Here is a 15559-nt window from a genome sequence, read left to right as displayed (position 1 = left end):
AGGCGATATTTGTCGCCTTTTCTGTTTTCTACACGCTATCTTTCTGTATATTAGAGGCTAAATCGAACTACTTTTCTTTTCCTAAATGAAGTCTCTCTTGTCGCTAGCTTTCTTGCTATGTATTTACTCCAATTTTGTTTGGCCTCAATCAAGTAATCCTCAAAAAAAGATCGACAGTATATTAGAATTAAATGTTAAACACCAAATTGAAGATTCTTTAAAACTAACTCGCTATAACCAGTTGTATAGAAATTACATGAGGTTGAATAAAGCAACTGAAGTCAATATTTATATCGAAAAAACCATAGCCCTCGCTAAAAAATTAAATAAGCCAACTTTTATCGCTGATGCTTACTACAGAATTGGATTTTATCACCATACTTTTAGTAGGTACTTTATAGCTGAAGAATACTACCGAAAAGCGCTAGAGAAATTTACTGAATTAAATGATAAGGAATGGATTGGTGGTATTTATCAGAATTTGAGTGCAATGTATGCCAATATTCCAGATTATTCAAAAGCTTTGGATGCCAACTTTAAAGCGGTTGATGTTTTCACGGAAATTAAGGATGTTGGCAGCGTAGGAGGTTGTTATGTAAATATTTCGAGTGTATACACCGGTTTGAAACAGTATCACAGTGCCATTCTGTATTTAGATAAAGCATTAAAAATATTTAAAAATATTGAAGGTAATGAGTATGGAATTGCTTTATGCTACGCCAACTTAGGCGATGCTTATTTCAGTGCTACTGATGAAGATCTTAAAAAACTTCAAGTAGCTAAGTCAGAAAATTTTGATAAAGCGTTATGGAACCTTGACCAAGCTATGAAATATGCAGAGAAAGTTGATGATAATTTCTCTCTAAAAGGTAGTATTTATCAGACTAAGGGAGATATCTATAAAGCTATAGGCAATAAGGAACTGGCCAAGATAAGTTATCAGAAATCTGTTGATTATTATGCGAATACAACTGCTAAAAAGGAATATGCATCAAGTGTGTTAAGCCTAGCCAATTTTTACATTGCCCAAGATCTTTACCTTGAAGCCGAACCTTTACTTAAAGAAGTTATCGAAATAGGTAATCAAAATAAGATTTTAAGCCTGCAAAGAGATGGTTATTTAGCACTTACTACTCTAGATGAGAAGAATGGCAGATTTACAGATGCATTAAAGAATTTTAGAAGCTTTATTTCATTTAAGGAACAAATTTTTAATCAGGAGAAGGAGAAAGAGATTACCCGTAAGCAAATGCAGCTTGATTTTTCGGTTAAGGAAAAAGATTATCAAACCAAACAGCAGCTTACTAATTTAGCATTAGATAAACAGGTGTTATTGGTGAAAGAGCGACAACAACAATTGCTTTTAAAGCAACAACAACTAGCACTTAGCGATAAAGAGAAGAATATCCAAAGGTTAAGCTTCTTACAAAAGCAGGCTAACCTAGAGCGTGAAAAAATCCAGCGGGAAAACCAATTAAAACAACAAAGGTTGGGTGCAAAACTGCAGAAAGAACAAGCAGATCAGCAACTTCTGATCAAGGAAAATGAAATCAAGCTCAATCGAAATTTCTCGATATTTTTTGGTGTTTTAGCAGTAGTTTTATTAACTGCTTCAATTTACGTTTATCAAGCGCAGCGTAAAACCGCGAAGCTAAATAAGCTCGTGTTATTACAGAAGGAAGAACTGGAGAGTTTAGCTAAGGTAAAAGATAGAATTTTCAGCGTAGTAAGTCATGATATGCGTACACCAGTAAATTCGCTTATTTCTTTCATCAATCTATTAGAGAATGGAGATGTAAGTGAGGAAAAGCTGAAAAGATATGCAGCAAATCTTAAAAACTCTTTAGGTTACACTTCGGCCATGATGGAAAATCTATTGAATTGGGCTTACAGCCAGATGCAGGGCTTTAAACCAAATCCAGTAGTTATTAATGTTGCGAATGTAGTACAATCGGCAGTTGATGCCTTACAAGCAGAGGCACAGCAAAAGAGAATTAATATTAGCTATCAACCAATATCTAATTACAGTGCTATTGCAGACGAGAATATGACTTCGCTTATCATAAGAAATATCCTTAACAACGCTATTAAGTTTACGGACAAAGAAGGGATTATAACGATTGATTTGGCAGAAAAAGCTGATAAAGTTTGTGTAACCATTAGTGATACTGGAATAGGCATGAGTGCAACACAAATTCAAGCCTTCAATACTGATGTAAACCAACTTGGGGAAACCACTTTAGGTACAAACAAAGAAAAAGGAACAGGTTTAGGGTTAACTTTGTGCAAATCATTCGCTAATTTGATGACAGCTAAATTAACTGTGACAACTAACCAGCCAAAAGGTACTATTTTTACTTTTTGCTTGCCTTTGGTTTAGCACAATTATTTCTTCGTATACCCATCATATACTTTCATATATTAAAATGATACTTTCATCGACTAGCAAAAAATGCTTAAGGTTTTTCGCCTAATTTGGATGTGAAATTAGATAACGCATACCTCGATGAAACATCTTAAAAGTAAAAGTTTTTGGAAATTCTTAATGAATTTTGGCATATATGTTTATCAAGATGTGATCAAACTACGTCGCCTTTAAATGAGAAATTAATTAAGATCTTTTCTTTTGGTTCTAATTAAGGTTCTTTGGTTAATTACTGAGAGAATTTGATCCCGATAGGAAGGACTTAAAGGAGCTTTATAATCGTTTTCTAGTAAAATTTCGTGAGTATTTACGCTTACGATTTTATTGAAATTGACAATATATTGTTTGTGGATCCTAAAATAATAATTAGGGAGTTGGTGCTCCAGATTTTTTAGGTTTATTAAAGTGATATGCACGCCATGAGGGGTAAAGAGTTTGGAGAAATCTCCCAAACTTTCAATGTAAACTATTTCATCGTAGTTTAGGCGTGTGTATCCTTTAGTTTCTTTGATGAAAAAAATGCCTTCACTGTCCGCTAACTTATCTGTAATCTCGCCATTAGCCCTAATTTTCAAGTGTAGGTAATCTAAAGCCTTATTAACTGATTTCGTTAATCTTTCCATACTTAAAGGTTTGGCAATAAAATCTAAGGCATCAAGTTCGAAGCTCTCTACAGCATGTTCTAAATGTGAGGTTACAAAAATAAATGCTGGTGCATTTTTGATGTTCTTCAGTAAATCGATACCCGATAGGTCTGGCATATCTATATCTGAGAAAACAAGGTCTACTTTTTGATTTCTCAGTACTTCTAGTGCTTGTATCCCATCTTCGCAAATAGCAACAATTTCAAGTTCGCTAAATTTGCGTAAGTAAGTTTCTAACAAATCTCTTTCGATTTCATTATCGTCTATGATCAAGCAGTTAATCTTCATATCTGCTAAATATAGTGTATTCGTAGATATTTTGAACTTATTTATAGAAGGATGTTTTATCCAAACTATTCGTTCAAAAAAGTTTCAACTTGTTTTTCTACTTTTTTTATTTCTTTTTCGTTTTGCGATTGTGCTAGATATTTGACAAAAATCTTTTTGAATTCTTCATTTTTTGCAGCTTCTTGCAAAGCCAAATCTACTACCAATCGTGTTACGATGAGTAACACTGCCAAAGCTATGGGCATGTTGAAAATTAAAATTCCAAAACCTGCTATTATGGTAACAAACTGTTGTATAAATATACGTAGGTAGGGTTGCATGAATAGTTTTTTAACGTTGGTATGTAAAAAACGTTTAGGTAAAAAGAAATTTTTTAATGCCATAGCCACACTAAATAACGATAGACTTATAAAAGCCATTTGCATATCTTGCTGTTGAAGCAAAAAATGATAGTTTTTTAAAACATTAATGTCGTCTTTAATACCTTTTATGAAAAAACTGAGGTACATAAAAACAAAGGTCGACTGAATGAATATGAAAAAGAAATAGTGGAATATAAAAAATGGAATTTGAAAAATATCTGACGTTTTGTGCTTACCTGTTTCAGTTGAGGCTGATTTACTGAATAGAAAAGTAGCTAGCAATTTAAAAATGTGAATGAAGCCAATAATGATGGTTTCAAAAAAGTAAGTGATCAGTATGGTTTCGGCCTGCCAGTTAAAAACAAGTACACCTAATAGCATAATGATAGACATCATCCATATTAAAAGGTTGTTTACATTAGGCATAAGCCATTTGTATTTACTCATGGGCATTAAGCTAAAAATTTACTGTAGATGGATTTTACTGCTATTTTTTACTCAACTCCATTCTCAGTTTATAAACCAATTGGTCTGTATTGGTTTGTGGCGAGTATTGTTCTATTACCATTTTTCTGCCAGAAAATTCTTGAATGGTGTAAGCTTCATCACAGCCAATACCTTTACATTTGAAATTTGGTAAAATCATACGCTTGCCTTCTTCAGAAATAAAGATAACGCCACCGGTTATACTTGCAGCCGGAGAACCCGTGTAGGAGAAGTCGTAATCTACAATGCTTTTGGTGCTAGAGTTACTATAAAAGCGCCAGTGACCAACATTTTTTTCGTCTTTGGTAATGGTTTCGGTGCCATCGGCTTTAATTTCAGAACGACGGTAAACATCGATATTCCATTCGCCAAGCATTTTATCGCCAATGCGATAGCTTTCTTTTTTACAGCCGTAAATGCTAAGTAAAAGACTTATTGCTAAAATAGAAAAGTATATTTTTTTCATTTTGTTAGTTCATTAGTAATTCAATCATTTTTTTCCTAGTGGTATCATAAATTCTAAACCAACACTTATTTTCATACCTACAAATTCATTTTGACCAATACTGTTGGTTTCGTCGTAGGTAGTGTTAGAACCTATCCATTGTTTAAAATCATGCGGAAATTCATTGCTACGATAACGATTGGTACTGTAATCCATTAGTACGCTTTCGCCTTTGTTAAATAGGGCAGAGCCATAGGTTACACGAATGGGTACGTAGAATTTCCAAAGTTTTAAACCTACAGAACCGCCATAGTCCATAGTAAAAGAATTGGTTTTGTAGTGGCCTGTAATATCGTTTTCGTAGCCAAAACTTCTATCGCCGTTGGCGTAAACTTTCCAAACTTCCATATCGTTGCCACGTATACCCATGCCAAAAACACCGTTGATGGTAAAAATACCTCCGATATTATAACCTAACTCGAAAATAAAGTCGTGGTTTTTTGCCCGATAATTAAAATCGTAGCCAGATTTTGTAGCTAGTGTGGTGCTATTGTCTTGTCCATTTTTGCTGAACACGTAAATCATACCTAAATTAAACCCTTCTTTGCCCATCAAGCGATAGCCAGTACTAAAACCTAATCCACGCATTTTCGACGAAAAATCTGTAAGTGGAACAAATCCGTTGGCTTGGTAATAGCTGTTAAAGGTGCTCACAAAGTTATTCAGCTTTGCTGTTTTAATGTCGTGCTGTGTACCGTTTACTCCTACAATAAGGTGATGCTGGGCGAACGTGCTAAGGAATAGGAATTGTAAAATTGATAAATAGTATAGTTTCTTCATCTGTTTTAAAATGAGGGTAAAACTTCGTTTGGAATTTCGCTGCTTGTAGCTTGTTTAGGTTTGTTCTTTTTGAAAGATTTTACCACGTAAAAGAAATAGTAACCAACAAGTACTAGCTTAATAACGATAGACATACTGCCTTGTATAGGAATGAAATAAACTAGTCCTAATAGCACAAATAATAGAAAGATATTGAGGGCTAAAGTGCCGTAAAACACGCTAGAAGTTTGTCCAACTTGGATAATGCAGTTTGGATTATTTTCTTGAACTGTTTTTACCAACTCTTTTACAAATGGAGTGTAGGTTTCTCTTAAATCGCTAAAATCGGCAAAGCCTTCGTAACTGGTAGAAAACAGTTCGACCGAGCTAGTTCCCGTTGATATGATACAACTGTAGTTATAGGTTCTGTATCGAAAAGGCTTGTATTGCATCCTTATGGTAGAAATACATTGGTAGGGGATGAGTGCATCAGTCTTGCCTTCTTGCTTAAACGAGAGTCCGTTATCGGTTAGTTCCCAATGTTGTATTTTCTCGAATGCCGATTTTTTAAAGGTGTAGCTGGTGTTCATGCTAAGTATTTATCATATAAGGTTTCGTTAAAAAGACTTTGTTAAATGGCTGGTTTAACTATATTTTTAAAATTGATGTAATAATCTATGCTGGTATAATTAATTTTAGCAGCTATATAAATATTAACACTTCCATAAGTTGTTATTGTATTAATTTCTCTCTAAACTACTGGCGGGTATTATTTTTCCAGTGCCATTACAACGAGAACATTGCCCTTCTACATGTATATCTTGTGTAATAGGACCACCAGTAGTTGTAGTTTTAATTTGAGGTCCAGTTATAGAAGAACCAGCAATATATTCTTTTGTGGTGTGGGTAGGTAAATAGGTAGTTACATTTTTATAAGTACGTGTAACCTTACCGATACCATAACAATACTTGCATTTTACCAAATAGTTAGCGTTACTGGTATTTAAAATAGTATATTCTGTTGATGTTGCAGGTATTTTTCGTCCATCACTTAGGATAACCCCATCTAGTGTTATGGCAGCAATAGCAGCTGGTTTGTTTTGGTAGCTAACTACTTGTCCAACACTTAATCTGTTGGCAAATGTTTTTCCGGTTAGTGGATTGTCTTTTCTACCACCTCTCATGTACCATAATAAGGCTCTGTCTCTATTTTTAACATCACTTTTTTCATTATACAGCTTAGCTAACTCGCCAAATGCGCTAGTAACAGTAGCGTCATACAACACATTTTCTGATGTATTTGTGGTTTTAGTATAGTATTCAATGGCTTTATCTACATCTCTATTTACACCTTTACCATAAGCGTATGCATCTCCTAATTTATAAGCATAAGCATTACTAAAATTCGATAAGTATTTTAATAATTCGATATAAAAATCAGACTGCTCTAAGTAACTTACATATTGCTTTTCTCTATCTAAAAAGTAAGCTAATTTTTGTGCTGTATAATAAGTTTGTTTTTCTTTATATGCTTTTACAAGCCATTCAAAACCTTCGTCGTTATTTGGTGTTTTGGTATGAAAGGGCGAAATATTTATAAAACCTATTACAGACTTGTCTTCAGGCTTTAAATTATTTAGATTACTTAATAGGTAATTCATGGCCTCTTTTAAATTAAACTCATTGCTTGATACTCGAAAGAACTTTAAAGCATTGGCGCCATATGCAATTTTGTCGTCAGGGTGAATGTAGTACAGTAATTCGTTGGGTTTTTCAGGGTTCATTACCTCAAAAACATCATGTATATCGTCTACTAATACACTTGCCTTTTTTAATGCTTTATACTTAGGCTCAATAAGTACCGTTCCGTTTTCTAACATTATACCAAACTTATCGTCCTTCTTAATAATTAAACGTTCTAGTGCTATTTTTTTAGAAGAATGCTGTCTGTCTCCATAAATGCCATCGTAAACAAAGTCGGTTATAGGATTCATATCTAAGTTGTACAAAGCATATTTTTTGTATTCGCTATTTTGGTTACGAAGGATATAAAATCGATGTTCATATTGCTTTAAATGTTGACTTCCCACAGTTTTTTTAATATTCCAAGCAAAACCATCTTCGAATCTGTAACGTTGTTGTCCAATTTTTTTTGCTGTATTCCTATCAAGCAAATCAATTTCTCCATTTTTATCTACAGCTATAAAACAACTCTTTGTGGTATAAATTTGCTCGTATTTTCCTGCTTTTACTATAAATTTTTTACCATCGCTTATACCAGGGTCAACGCTGCTAAACTTACTGTTAGCTGATACAAATAACTGTTGTGCCTGTATGTTTGACAAGCAGCCAAGAAGTAGAAGAGAAAGTGTTATCGTTTTCATTTATCGAATACGGTTTTAGGTAAATCGGGCATTTTTTTAGTGGCTTTGTATAAACCGTTACTCGTACCAACCCACAAATAGCCATTATTGTCTATAGAAGCGCATTGCAGTTCGCCTTGTAGGTTTTTATGGTTAATGAGGTGCTTTCCATCATAAAACAGCCTATTGGCTTGCGATACGTATACAGCATGTTTTCCTGTGAGGTCTTGCCCAATGTGGTACACCAAATCGGCTTTCCAGTAAAGAGAAAGATTTAGCCAACTGTTACCACTACCTTTTGTGTCGGATTGGTAGGGAGTAAGTACATTGGTCATTCCAGATGGAATATACTCGTAAGCGCAAAGAATGGTGGTTTCGCTATTGTTCTTGATGTAAAACCCGGCACAGTGTGATGGTGCTTGGGTAGGGTTTTTATCGTTTATACGAGAAAAGGAAGGAGTTCGTCGAGTAAAAATCTTTCTTCCATCGGGAGTAATGTTGCCGAAAAAGCCATCCATTTTATTGCTGCGACCAAAGCTAGCGTATACAGCACCATCACCATTCCATTGTGTACGCTGAAAATCGTGGTTAATAGGGTCATTGAGTTGAGCTGTTATGGCTTCGCCGTTGTAATCTAAGCTTACAGTTCCATTTTTTGGCGTGTTATAAACCCAAAATTTAGCTCCGAAAGTGTATGGCCCTAAACTAATACCTCCAATAAATAGCTTTTCTCCATCGGGTTTTAGGGCTATACTTTGCAGTGTATTACCAGAGATTTTTACGCGTTCGGTCCAAGTAACGCCATTATCATAAGAGAAGAAAATCCTATTATCGTTATCTAAAAGAGCGGCATTTCCGTTGTTGAAAACGATGTCTTTATAGCTCCAAGTTCCAGATGAAACAGTGATTTTTGTAAAACTAACCTCTTTGGACCAATCGGCCATTACTTCTTGGGCAGTAGGTTGTTTTTCTGGTTCGGGATCAGTTTTTTTACCAGGACAACCTAGTAACAGCGGGTAAATAAGAAGTAGGCACTGCCAATATTTTAACAGATTTTGCATATCGCTTTTCTTTTGTAGTTGAAGAACTAAAATCGACAATTCTACGAAAGAAAGGAATACCTATAATTACTGATATTGAAAATAGTGACTAAATTCGTTTCTTTTTCTCGCCTGTATATTTTTTCTCACCAGCTTTAATTTCCAATTGTAAATCATTTTCTTCTGGCGGAATAGGGCAGCGGTAACCATCGCTGTAAGCACAATATGGATTGTATGCTTTATTGAAATCGAGTTCTAACTTCCCATCTACAATAGCGGTAGTTTTTAAATCGATGTAACGACCACCTCCGTAAGTTTCTTTGTTGTTGGTTTGGTCGGTAAAAGGTAAGAATAAATAATCTTTGTAAGCAGCATTGGCAGCTAAGGCAATGTTTCTGTATAAAGTTAACTGTACAGGTTTGCCCTTTAACTCAAATGTCAGTTTCGCATAGCGGATATAGTCTGCAGTGGTGCCTGCATAAGTTGGCATTTTAAAGGCTTTTTCACCTTCTAGCAGGGTAACTTTTGCGTCTATTTTGTAAGTGCTATCGGCATCGTAAAATTGAAGATATTTTAAATCAGGTTCTTTTAGTGGTGCACGTTCGCTATTTACAAAATCTGCTTTGTAGTGCTCGCGGTGTGTAGCAATTTGTTCCTTAAAAGACTGTGCGAAGCAAGTGCTGCTTACCAAAAACATCAACAACGTTAAATACCGATACATTTTTTACAATTTAGAAGATTTATTCCTTAACAGATGATCTGCCAAAACCAAAGCAGCCATTGCTTCTACAATTACCACAGCTCTTGGTACTACACATGGATCATGACGACCTTTGCCTTTAATCTCCGAAGCTTCGCCAGCAGCATTAATTGTCTGTTGATTGTGCATAATGGTAGCTACAGGTTTAAAACCCACTTTAAAAGTAATATCCATTCCGTTAGAAATGCCACCTAAAATACCGCCAGCGTGGTTGGTAATGGTTTTAAATTGATTTTCTTCTTGAGATTTTGGTAATGGGACATCATTATGCTCAGAACCCCTTAATTCAGTACCTTCAAAGCCAGAACCATATTCAAAGCCATGAACCGCATTGATGCTCAGCATTGCTTTGCCTAAATCTGCATGTAGTTTATCAAAAACTGGTTCTCCTAAACCCGCAGGACATCCTTTTATCACACAAGAAACTTTACCACCAACAGTATCACCATCTTTACGAACGCTGTCGATAAATTCAATCATTTCGTTTGCTGTTGCAGGGTCGGCGCAACGAACAATATTAGCTTCTCTTAATTCCAATAATTCAGCAATGTTATCGCTTCCTAAAATAGGTGCGTTTATTTTTCCAACTGCTGTAACGTGAGCAAAAATATTAATGCCATGATGCTTTAACAACAATTTTGCAACTGCGCCAGCGGCTACTCTAGCTGCGGTTTCTCTTGCCGAAGAACGCCCGCCACCACGATGGTCGCGAATGCCGTATTTGGCATCGTAAACGTAATCTGCATGGCTTGGACGGTAAACATCCACATTGTGCCCGTAATCTTTACTTCGCTGGTCTTCGTTTGGAATTAACATCGCAATTGGCGTTCCTGTGCTTTTTCCTTCAAAAGTTCCAGAAAGAATTTGAACGGTATCGCTTTCCTTACGTTGAGTAGTAATTTTCGATTGACCAGGTTTTCTTTTGTCTAGCTCCGATTGTATGAAATCTAAATCTATCTCCAATCCTGCCGGACATCCATCTAAAATAACGCCTATGGCTACACCATGAGATTCACCAAAAGTTGTAATGCGAAATAATTGTCCGAATGAGTTGCCTGCCATGTTTATAGTATTGAGTATTGAGTATTGAGTATTGAGATACTCTTGTGCAATACAGTTTCGTCTATTGGTTTATTAATTGCAGCACGCAAATAGCGTTAGCTGTATTTTGTTTAGTTATGGGTAATGTCGCAATACGCAAATCGCATTACGCAATACTGATTTCAAATCCCACCTTCTTTAAGTCTTCCCAAAAATAAGGATAAGATTTTTCAACTACGTTATAGTCTTCAATTTCCAGTTCCTCAATTAATAAAGCCAAAGGAGCAAAAGCCATTGCCATACGGTGGTCTTCGTAAGTAGCGATGCTTACCTTTTTAGGGAAATGAAGTTCAGCGCAATCTAAAGTGTAAACTAAGTTATCTTCATTTAGCTTCACGCCAATTTTTGCCAACTCGTTTTGCAATGCCGCAACACGGTCGGTTTCTTTTATTTTTAAGGTTTCTAAACCTGTAAAAGCCATATTTATTCCCAAAGCAGCCGCAACAACTACAATGGTTTGTGCCAAATCTGGGCAAGTTTTTAAGTCTAAAACTTTATCGGTGTCTTTAATGGCTTGGTCTTTTGTAAAAGCTATTCCGTTATCAGTTTTAGTAGTACTCAAGCCAAAAATCTCCATAATGGTTTTGATTTGGCTATCTCCCTGCAAACTTTTATCCCGCAGGTGCGGTAAGGTAATTTGTGCTTGTTTTGCCAAAGCTACAATGCTGTACCAATAAGAAGCGGCGCTCCAATCTGGTTCAACAATAAGCGTAGAGGGCTTAAATTCTTGATGTTTGATGGTAATTAAATTTCCATTCCATTCGTGCGAAATGCCACATTCGGCTAACATTGCCAAAGTCATTTCTACATATGGTTTAGAGGTTAATTCGCCAACAATTTCTAGGGTTAAACCTTGTTTAAGGGTAGGAGCTAACATCAGCAAAGCCGAAATATATTGACTGCTAATGTCTCCTTTTATTTTGATGTGCGAACTTGTTTGAGCTAATGGGCCGTTGATAGCCAACGGAGGGAAGCCTTCTTTTTCAGCATAGCTGATATCTGCACCAATTTCTTTCAAGGCATCAGCTAAAATCCCAATGGGACGTTGCTTCATGCGTTCGGTTCCTGTTAGTAGGAAGTTTCCATTTTTAGCAGATAGGTAGGCTGATAAAAAACGCATGGCAGTGCCAGCTGGACCTACATCTACAGTTTTTTCGATAGTGCTATCATTCTCATAGGTATCTAAATCAGAAAGGATAGCATTTAGGGTAACGGTGTCGGCAGCGTTTGATAAGTTTTCTACTTTTACCAATTTCTTGCTCAACGATTTGATAATCAGTGCTCTGTTGCATTCGCTTTTTGAGCCTGTTAGTTGTATTTCCGCTTGTATATTTTGTGTTCCTTTAAAAGAAACAATCGCATTTTTATGCATGGTTTGGTTGGTATTAGGTCGATATAGGTTAAAGACTTCAGTTGTTCCGTCATATCGAACCCGATAATTCTTCGGGTGAGATATCTAGCAAATTGTTAGATTTCTCCTCGTTCCTCGTCGAAATGACGGAACACTGAAGCATTTTTATCCTAAAAAATGAGTAAAATCCTTAAGCTTTTACTTCTGTGTGTTGCTCAGCTGCAATTCCTGCTTGAGTAGCTTGGCCAGCGTTTAAAATTTCAGTTTGTTTACGGATAGATTCGCCGTGTACCAATTCCAAGAATTTCTCAGTAAAATGCAAATCTAATTTCAAAGCTTTAGCAAATGAAGTTCCTTTTTTAAGGATTTCATCCCAACGATTAACTTGCAATACAGTTACTTGGTTATCACGTTTGTACTCGCCAATTTTCTCAACGATAGACATACGCTCACCTAATTTTTGCAGTAACAAATCATCAATCTTATCAATTGATTTACGTAAATCAGCTAATTTATCTACAAAAGCTTCGTTTGCCGACTCTGGCTCACGAACTGTTAAACGGTCCATTAATTCGCTTACTGCGGCAGGAGTTAACTGTTGTTTAGCATCTGTCCAGGCTACTGATGGGTCTAAGTGCGACTCAATCATTAAGCCTTGCATATCTAAGTCTAACGCTTTTTGAGAAATGTAAGGAATTAGTTCACGGTTACCGCAAATGTGACTTGGGTCGTTAATGATTGGCAAATCTGGGCAAAGCGTTTTTAATTGGATAGCAAGTTCCCACATTGGTTCGTTACGGAACGAAGATTTCTCGAACGAAGAGAAACCACGGTGAATAGCACCAATTTTGGTAATTCCTGCCTTATTGATACGCTCAATAGCTCCAATCCACAATTGTAAATCTGGATTTACTGGGTTTTTAATCAAAACAGGGATGTCGTGTCCTTGTAAAGCATCAGCAATTTCTTGTACTGTGAAAGGGTTTACAGTAGAACGAGCACCAATCCAAAGGATATCTACGCCAGCAGCTAGAGCTTCTTCCACGTGTTTTGCATTAGCAACTTCTACCGCTGTAGGTAATCCAGTTTCTGCTTTAGCACGTTTTAACCATTCTAAACCAATACTGCCAATTCCTTCAAATTCTCCCGGACGAGTACGAGGTTTCCAAATACCAGCTCTTAAAACACTTACTTTGCCAGTAGCAGCTAGTAAATGTGCAGTAGTTAATAATTGATCTTCAGTTTCTGCACTACAAGGTCCAGAGATTAATAAAGGCTGGTTGTTTGCCGTTAGCCAGTTTTCTAAAGGCTCGATGTTTAAATTAAGTTTCATTTTTTAGGATAATTTGTATTGTTAAATTGCTTTATTGTTGTTGAGGTTAATTGGTTAATTGTTGAAATTGGTTAATTGTACTGTTGACAGTTAACCAAATCCGCAGTTTAAACAGTTAACCTATACTTTGTCGTTCTTAATGTATTCGCCCATGATGTTGAAATTCACAGTGTACTTTAACACTTTTCTAATGGCGGTATCATAGTTTTCTATGCTTTTCCATTCGATATCTACATAAAAGTAGTATTCGTTTCTACGACCAAGTACTGGCATAGATTGTATTTTTGTTAAATTAACATTCAATTCTGCAAAGATTTGAAGTACTTGAGCCAAAGCACCAACGTGGTGACCAACCTGAAAACAGATAGAGGCTTTATTGATCCCTTTTTCCACTTCAGCTTTGTCTTTTCTAAGAATTAAGAAACGGGTGAAATTCTTTTTATTAGATTCTATTCTTCTTTCAATGATATCTAAGCCATAAGTTTCTGCAGCTAAGGCGTTGGCAATAGCGACAGTATCTTTTAGCTGTCCGTCTTTTATTTTTTTAGCACAAGCGGCAGTATCATTTCCTTCTATTACTTGTATTTGAGGAAATTCCTCGAAAAAATCTACACATTGCCTAATGGCGATAGGGTGGGATGTAGCCACTTTAATGTCTTCGAATTTTACACCTGGTAATGCCAATAAGTGTAACTGGATAGGTAGGTAAACTTCGCCAACAACGGCAAGATTGTATTCTCTAATTAAAGTGTAGTTGGGTAATAAACTACCAGCAATAGAGTTTTCAATTGCCATTACTACATAGTCAGCTTTATCGTCATCCAATACATCGCAGGTTTGTTTAAACGAGTTGCACTCAACTGTTTCAATATCTCTACCGAAAAATTTGAACGCTGCCTCTTCGTGGAATGATGCTTTAATACCTTGTATGGCTACCCTTGTTTTTGTCTTCATAATTGCGCTAAACAAAAAAAGGTCCTGACTTTTTAGCCAGGACCTTTTTACACATTTTAAATATCTTTTATATATTTTTCTGCATACTAGCCCTGGCTCTTACTAAAGTAGTAAAAGTAACCAAACCAATATGTAGTGTTAAAATTCATTTTTTGTCTTCTGGTGTCAAATGTACACCAACAAATTTAATTTGTCAATAGTTAAATGAAAATAATTTTATTTTGTGGTTTTTGAACCAAATAACGAAACGGTATTTTAACTGAAAGTTTTAACGCTGTTTCCAATGTAGTGGCTTTCCTTTTCTACTTCTAGTAGCTCTTTTTGCATTTTTTTCGCAATTTGAGTGCTGCCATCGTGGCTCCAACCAGGAGGATTAAAGATATATTTTAGCTTATCAGAAAAAGCTGGCGCCTTTTTTACATCCTTACTTAAAGCTAAAAACTCGTGAAAAATAATGTTAAAAGCCCCTTTATCTTCAGGTGGTGTAGTTAAACCATATTTTATTTCGTCTTCAGGTAACTCTTCTTGGAAAGTACCGAACATTCTATCCCATAGAATAAGTACCATACCCATGTTTTTATCCAAATAACGGATGTTACAAGCGTGATGAACTCTGTGATGAGAAGGTGTTACGAAGATGTATTCAAAAACTGGATGGAGTTTTCCCACGGTTCTGGTGTGTACCAAGTTGCCATAAATCTGCGTGATAAGATAGGCAAACATGATATCCATAGCGTTAAAACCCATAAAAGCTAAAGGCAAGTAAAAAAATACTCTGTAAAAAGGCTCAAAAACTGTAGAACGAAATCCCGTAGTTAGGTTAAAATGTTCTGACGAATGATGGGTAACGTGCATAGCCCAAAAAAAACGCACATTATGCCCCACGGTGTGTAAAAACCAATAAAGCAAATCTTGCGCAAGTACCAAAACAATCCAGTACACCCATGGATTGTGTATCTCAAAAAGCCTAAAATCGTAGAAATAATTCAATAAATAGAAAGTGGCAAACTTCATGGTTAAGTTTACCAATATGGCACAGACCATTAAATAAATGTTGGTCCAGGTATCTTTTTTAGTATAAAGCTTTTTATCATGAGAATAGCTGAAATACATCTCAACTATGGTCAAAACGATCACAAAACTAAATAGTGTGCCTACAGAAATATCACTTCCGGTAAACGTCATTTT

At 35.8% G+C, this 15559-nt stretch carries 14 protein-coding genes; 1 reads left to right on the top strand and 13 read right to left on the bottom strand.

What is annotated here, in order from left to right; all coding sequences use genetic code 11:
- Positions 1-85: 85 nt before the first annotated feature.
- Positions 86-2380 (top strand): ATP-binding protein, encoded by a 2295-nt coding sequence (locus tag REI64_RS05295; protein ID WP_308849062.1) that lies wholly within the window; start codon positions 86-88, stop codon positions 2378-2380.
- Positions 2381-2607: 227 nt separating this feature from the next.
- Here the strand turns inward: REI64_RS05295 and REI64_RS05290 are convergent, their stop codons facing one another.
- The 13 genes from REI64_RS05290 to REI64_RS05230 form a co-directional block, all read right to left on the bottom strand.
- On the bottom strand, positions 2608-3357 hold the full coding sequence (locus REI64_RS05290) for a LytTR family DNA-binding domain-containing protein (RefSeq protein ID WP_308849061.1): 750 nt from the start codon (positions 3355-3357) through the stop codon (positions 2608-2610).
- A 65-nt stretch (positions 3358-3422) separates the two neighbouring features.
- Positions 3423-4166 (bottom strand): DUF6498-containing protein, encoded by a 744-nt coding sequence (locus REI64_RS05285; protein WP_308849060.1) that lies wholly within the window; start codon positions 4164-4166, stop codon positions 3423-3425.
- Positions 4167-4206: 40 nt separating this feature from the next.
- Positions 4207-4671, bottom strand: coding sequence for a hypothetical protein (locus REI64_RS05280; protein WP_308849059.1), 465 nt, complete (start codon positions 4669-4671; stop codon positions 4207-4209).
- A 24-nt stretch (positions 4672-4695) separates the two neighbouring features.
- Positions 4696-5490, bottom strand: coding sequence for a hypothetical protein (locus REI64_RS05275; RefSeq protein WP_308849058.1), 795 nt, complete (start codon positions 5488-5490; stop codon positions 4696-4698).
- A 5-nt stretch (positions 5491-5495) separates the two neighbouring features.
- A complete protein-coding gene (locus tag REI64_RS05270) occupies positions 5496-6059 on the bottom strand; it encodes a hypothetical protein (RefSeq protein WP_308849057.1) in 564 nt (187 codons plus the stop codon).
- A gap of 150 nt (positions 6060-6209) precedes the next feature.
- The gene (locus REI64_RS05265; protein ID WP_308849056.1) at positions 6210-7853 is read right to left on the bottom strand and encodes a hypothetical protein; all 1644 of its coding nucleotides are present in this window, start codon (positions 7851-7853) and stop codon (positions 6210-6212) included.
- Positions 7850-8893: a hypothetical protein gene (locus REI64_RS05260; RefSeq protein WP_308849055.1), complete on the bottom strand. Its 1044-nt coding sequence runs from the start codon at positions 8891-8893 to the stop codon at positions 7850-7852. Before REI64_RS05260 ends, REI64_RS05265 begins: the two co-directional genes overlap by 4 nt.
- An 88-nt stretch (positions 8894-8981) precedes the next feature.
- On the bottom strand, positions 8982-9593 hold the full coding sequence (locus REI64_RS05255; protein ID WP_308849054.1) for a DUF1684 domain-containing protein: 612 nt from the start codon (positions 9591-9593) through the stop codon (positions 8982-8984).
- A 3-nt stretch (positions 9594-9596) separates the two neighbouring features.
- Positions 9597-10694: a chorismate synthase gene (aroC, locus tag REI64_RS05250; protein WP_308849053.1), complete on the bottom strand. Its 1098-nt coding sequence runs from the start codon at positions 10692-10694 to the stop codon at positions 9597-9599.
- A gap of 145 nt (positions 10695-10839) precedes the next feature.
- Positions 10840-12105 carry a 3-phosphoshikimate 1-carboxyvinyltransferase gene (gene aroA / locus REI64_RS05245; RefSeq protein ID WP_308849052.1) on the bottom strand — a complete coding sequence of 422 codons (1266 nt, stop codon included), beginning with the start codon at positions 12103-12105 and terminating at the stop codon, positions 10840-10842.
- 169 nt (positions 12106-12274) lie between these two features.
- On the bottom strand, positions 12275-13417 hold the full coding sequence (locus tag REI64_RS05240) for a chorismate mutase (protein ID WP_308849051.1): 1143 nt from the start codon (positions 13415-13417) through the stop codon (positions 12275-12277).
- 120 nt (positions 13418-13537) lie between these two features.
- Positions 13538-14371, bottom strand: coding sequence for a prephenate dehydratase (locus REI64_RS05235; RefSeq protein WP_308849050.1), 834 nt, complete (start codon positions 14369-14371; stop codon positions 13538-13540).
- A gap of 255 nt (positions 14372-14626) precedes the next feature.
- Positions 14627-15556, bottom strand: coding sequence for a sterol desaturase family protein (locus REI64_RS05230; RefSeq protein WP_308849049.1), 930 nt, complete (start codon positions 15554-15556; stop codon positions 14627-14629).
- Between the last annotated feature and the right edge of the window lie 3 nt (positions 15557-15559).

The organism is Pedobacter sp., assembly GCF_031119335.1.
Taxonomy (GTDB): Bacteria; Bacteroidota; Bacteroidia; order Sphingobacteriales; family Sphingobacteriaceae; genus Pedobacter.
Note: the sequence above shows the minus strand (reverse complement) of the source record. Positions and strands in the feature narration are given on the sequence as shown.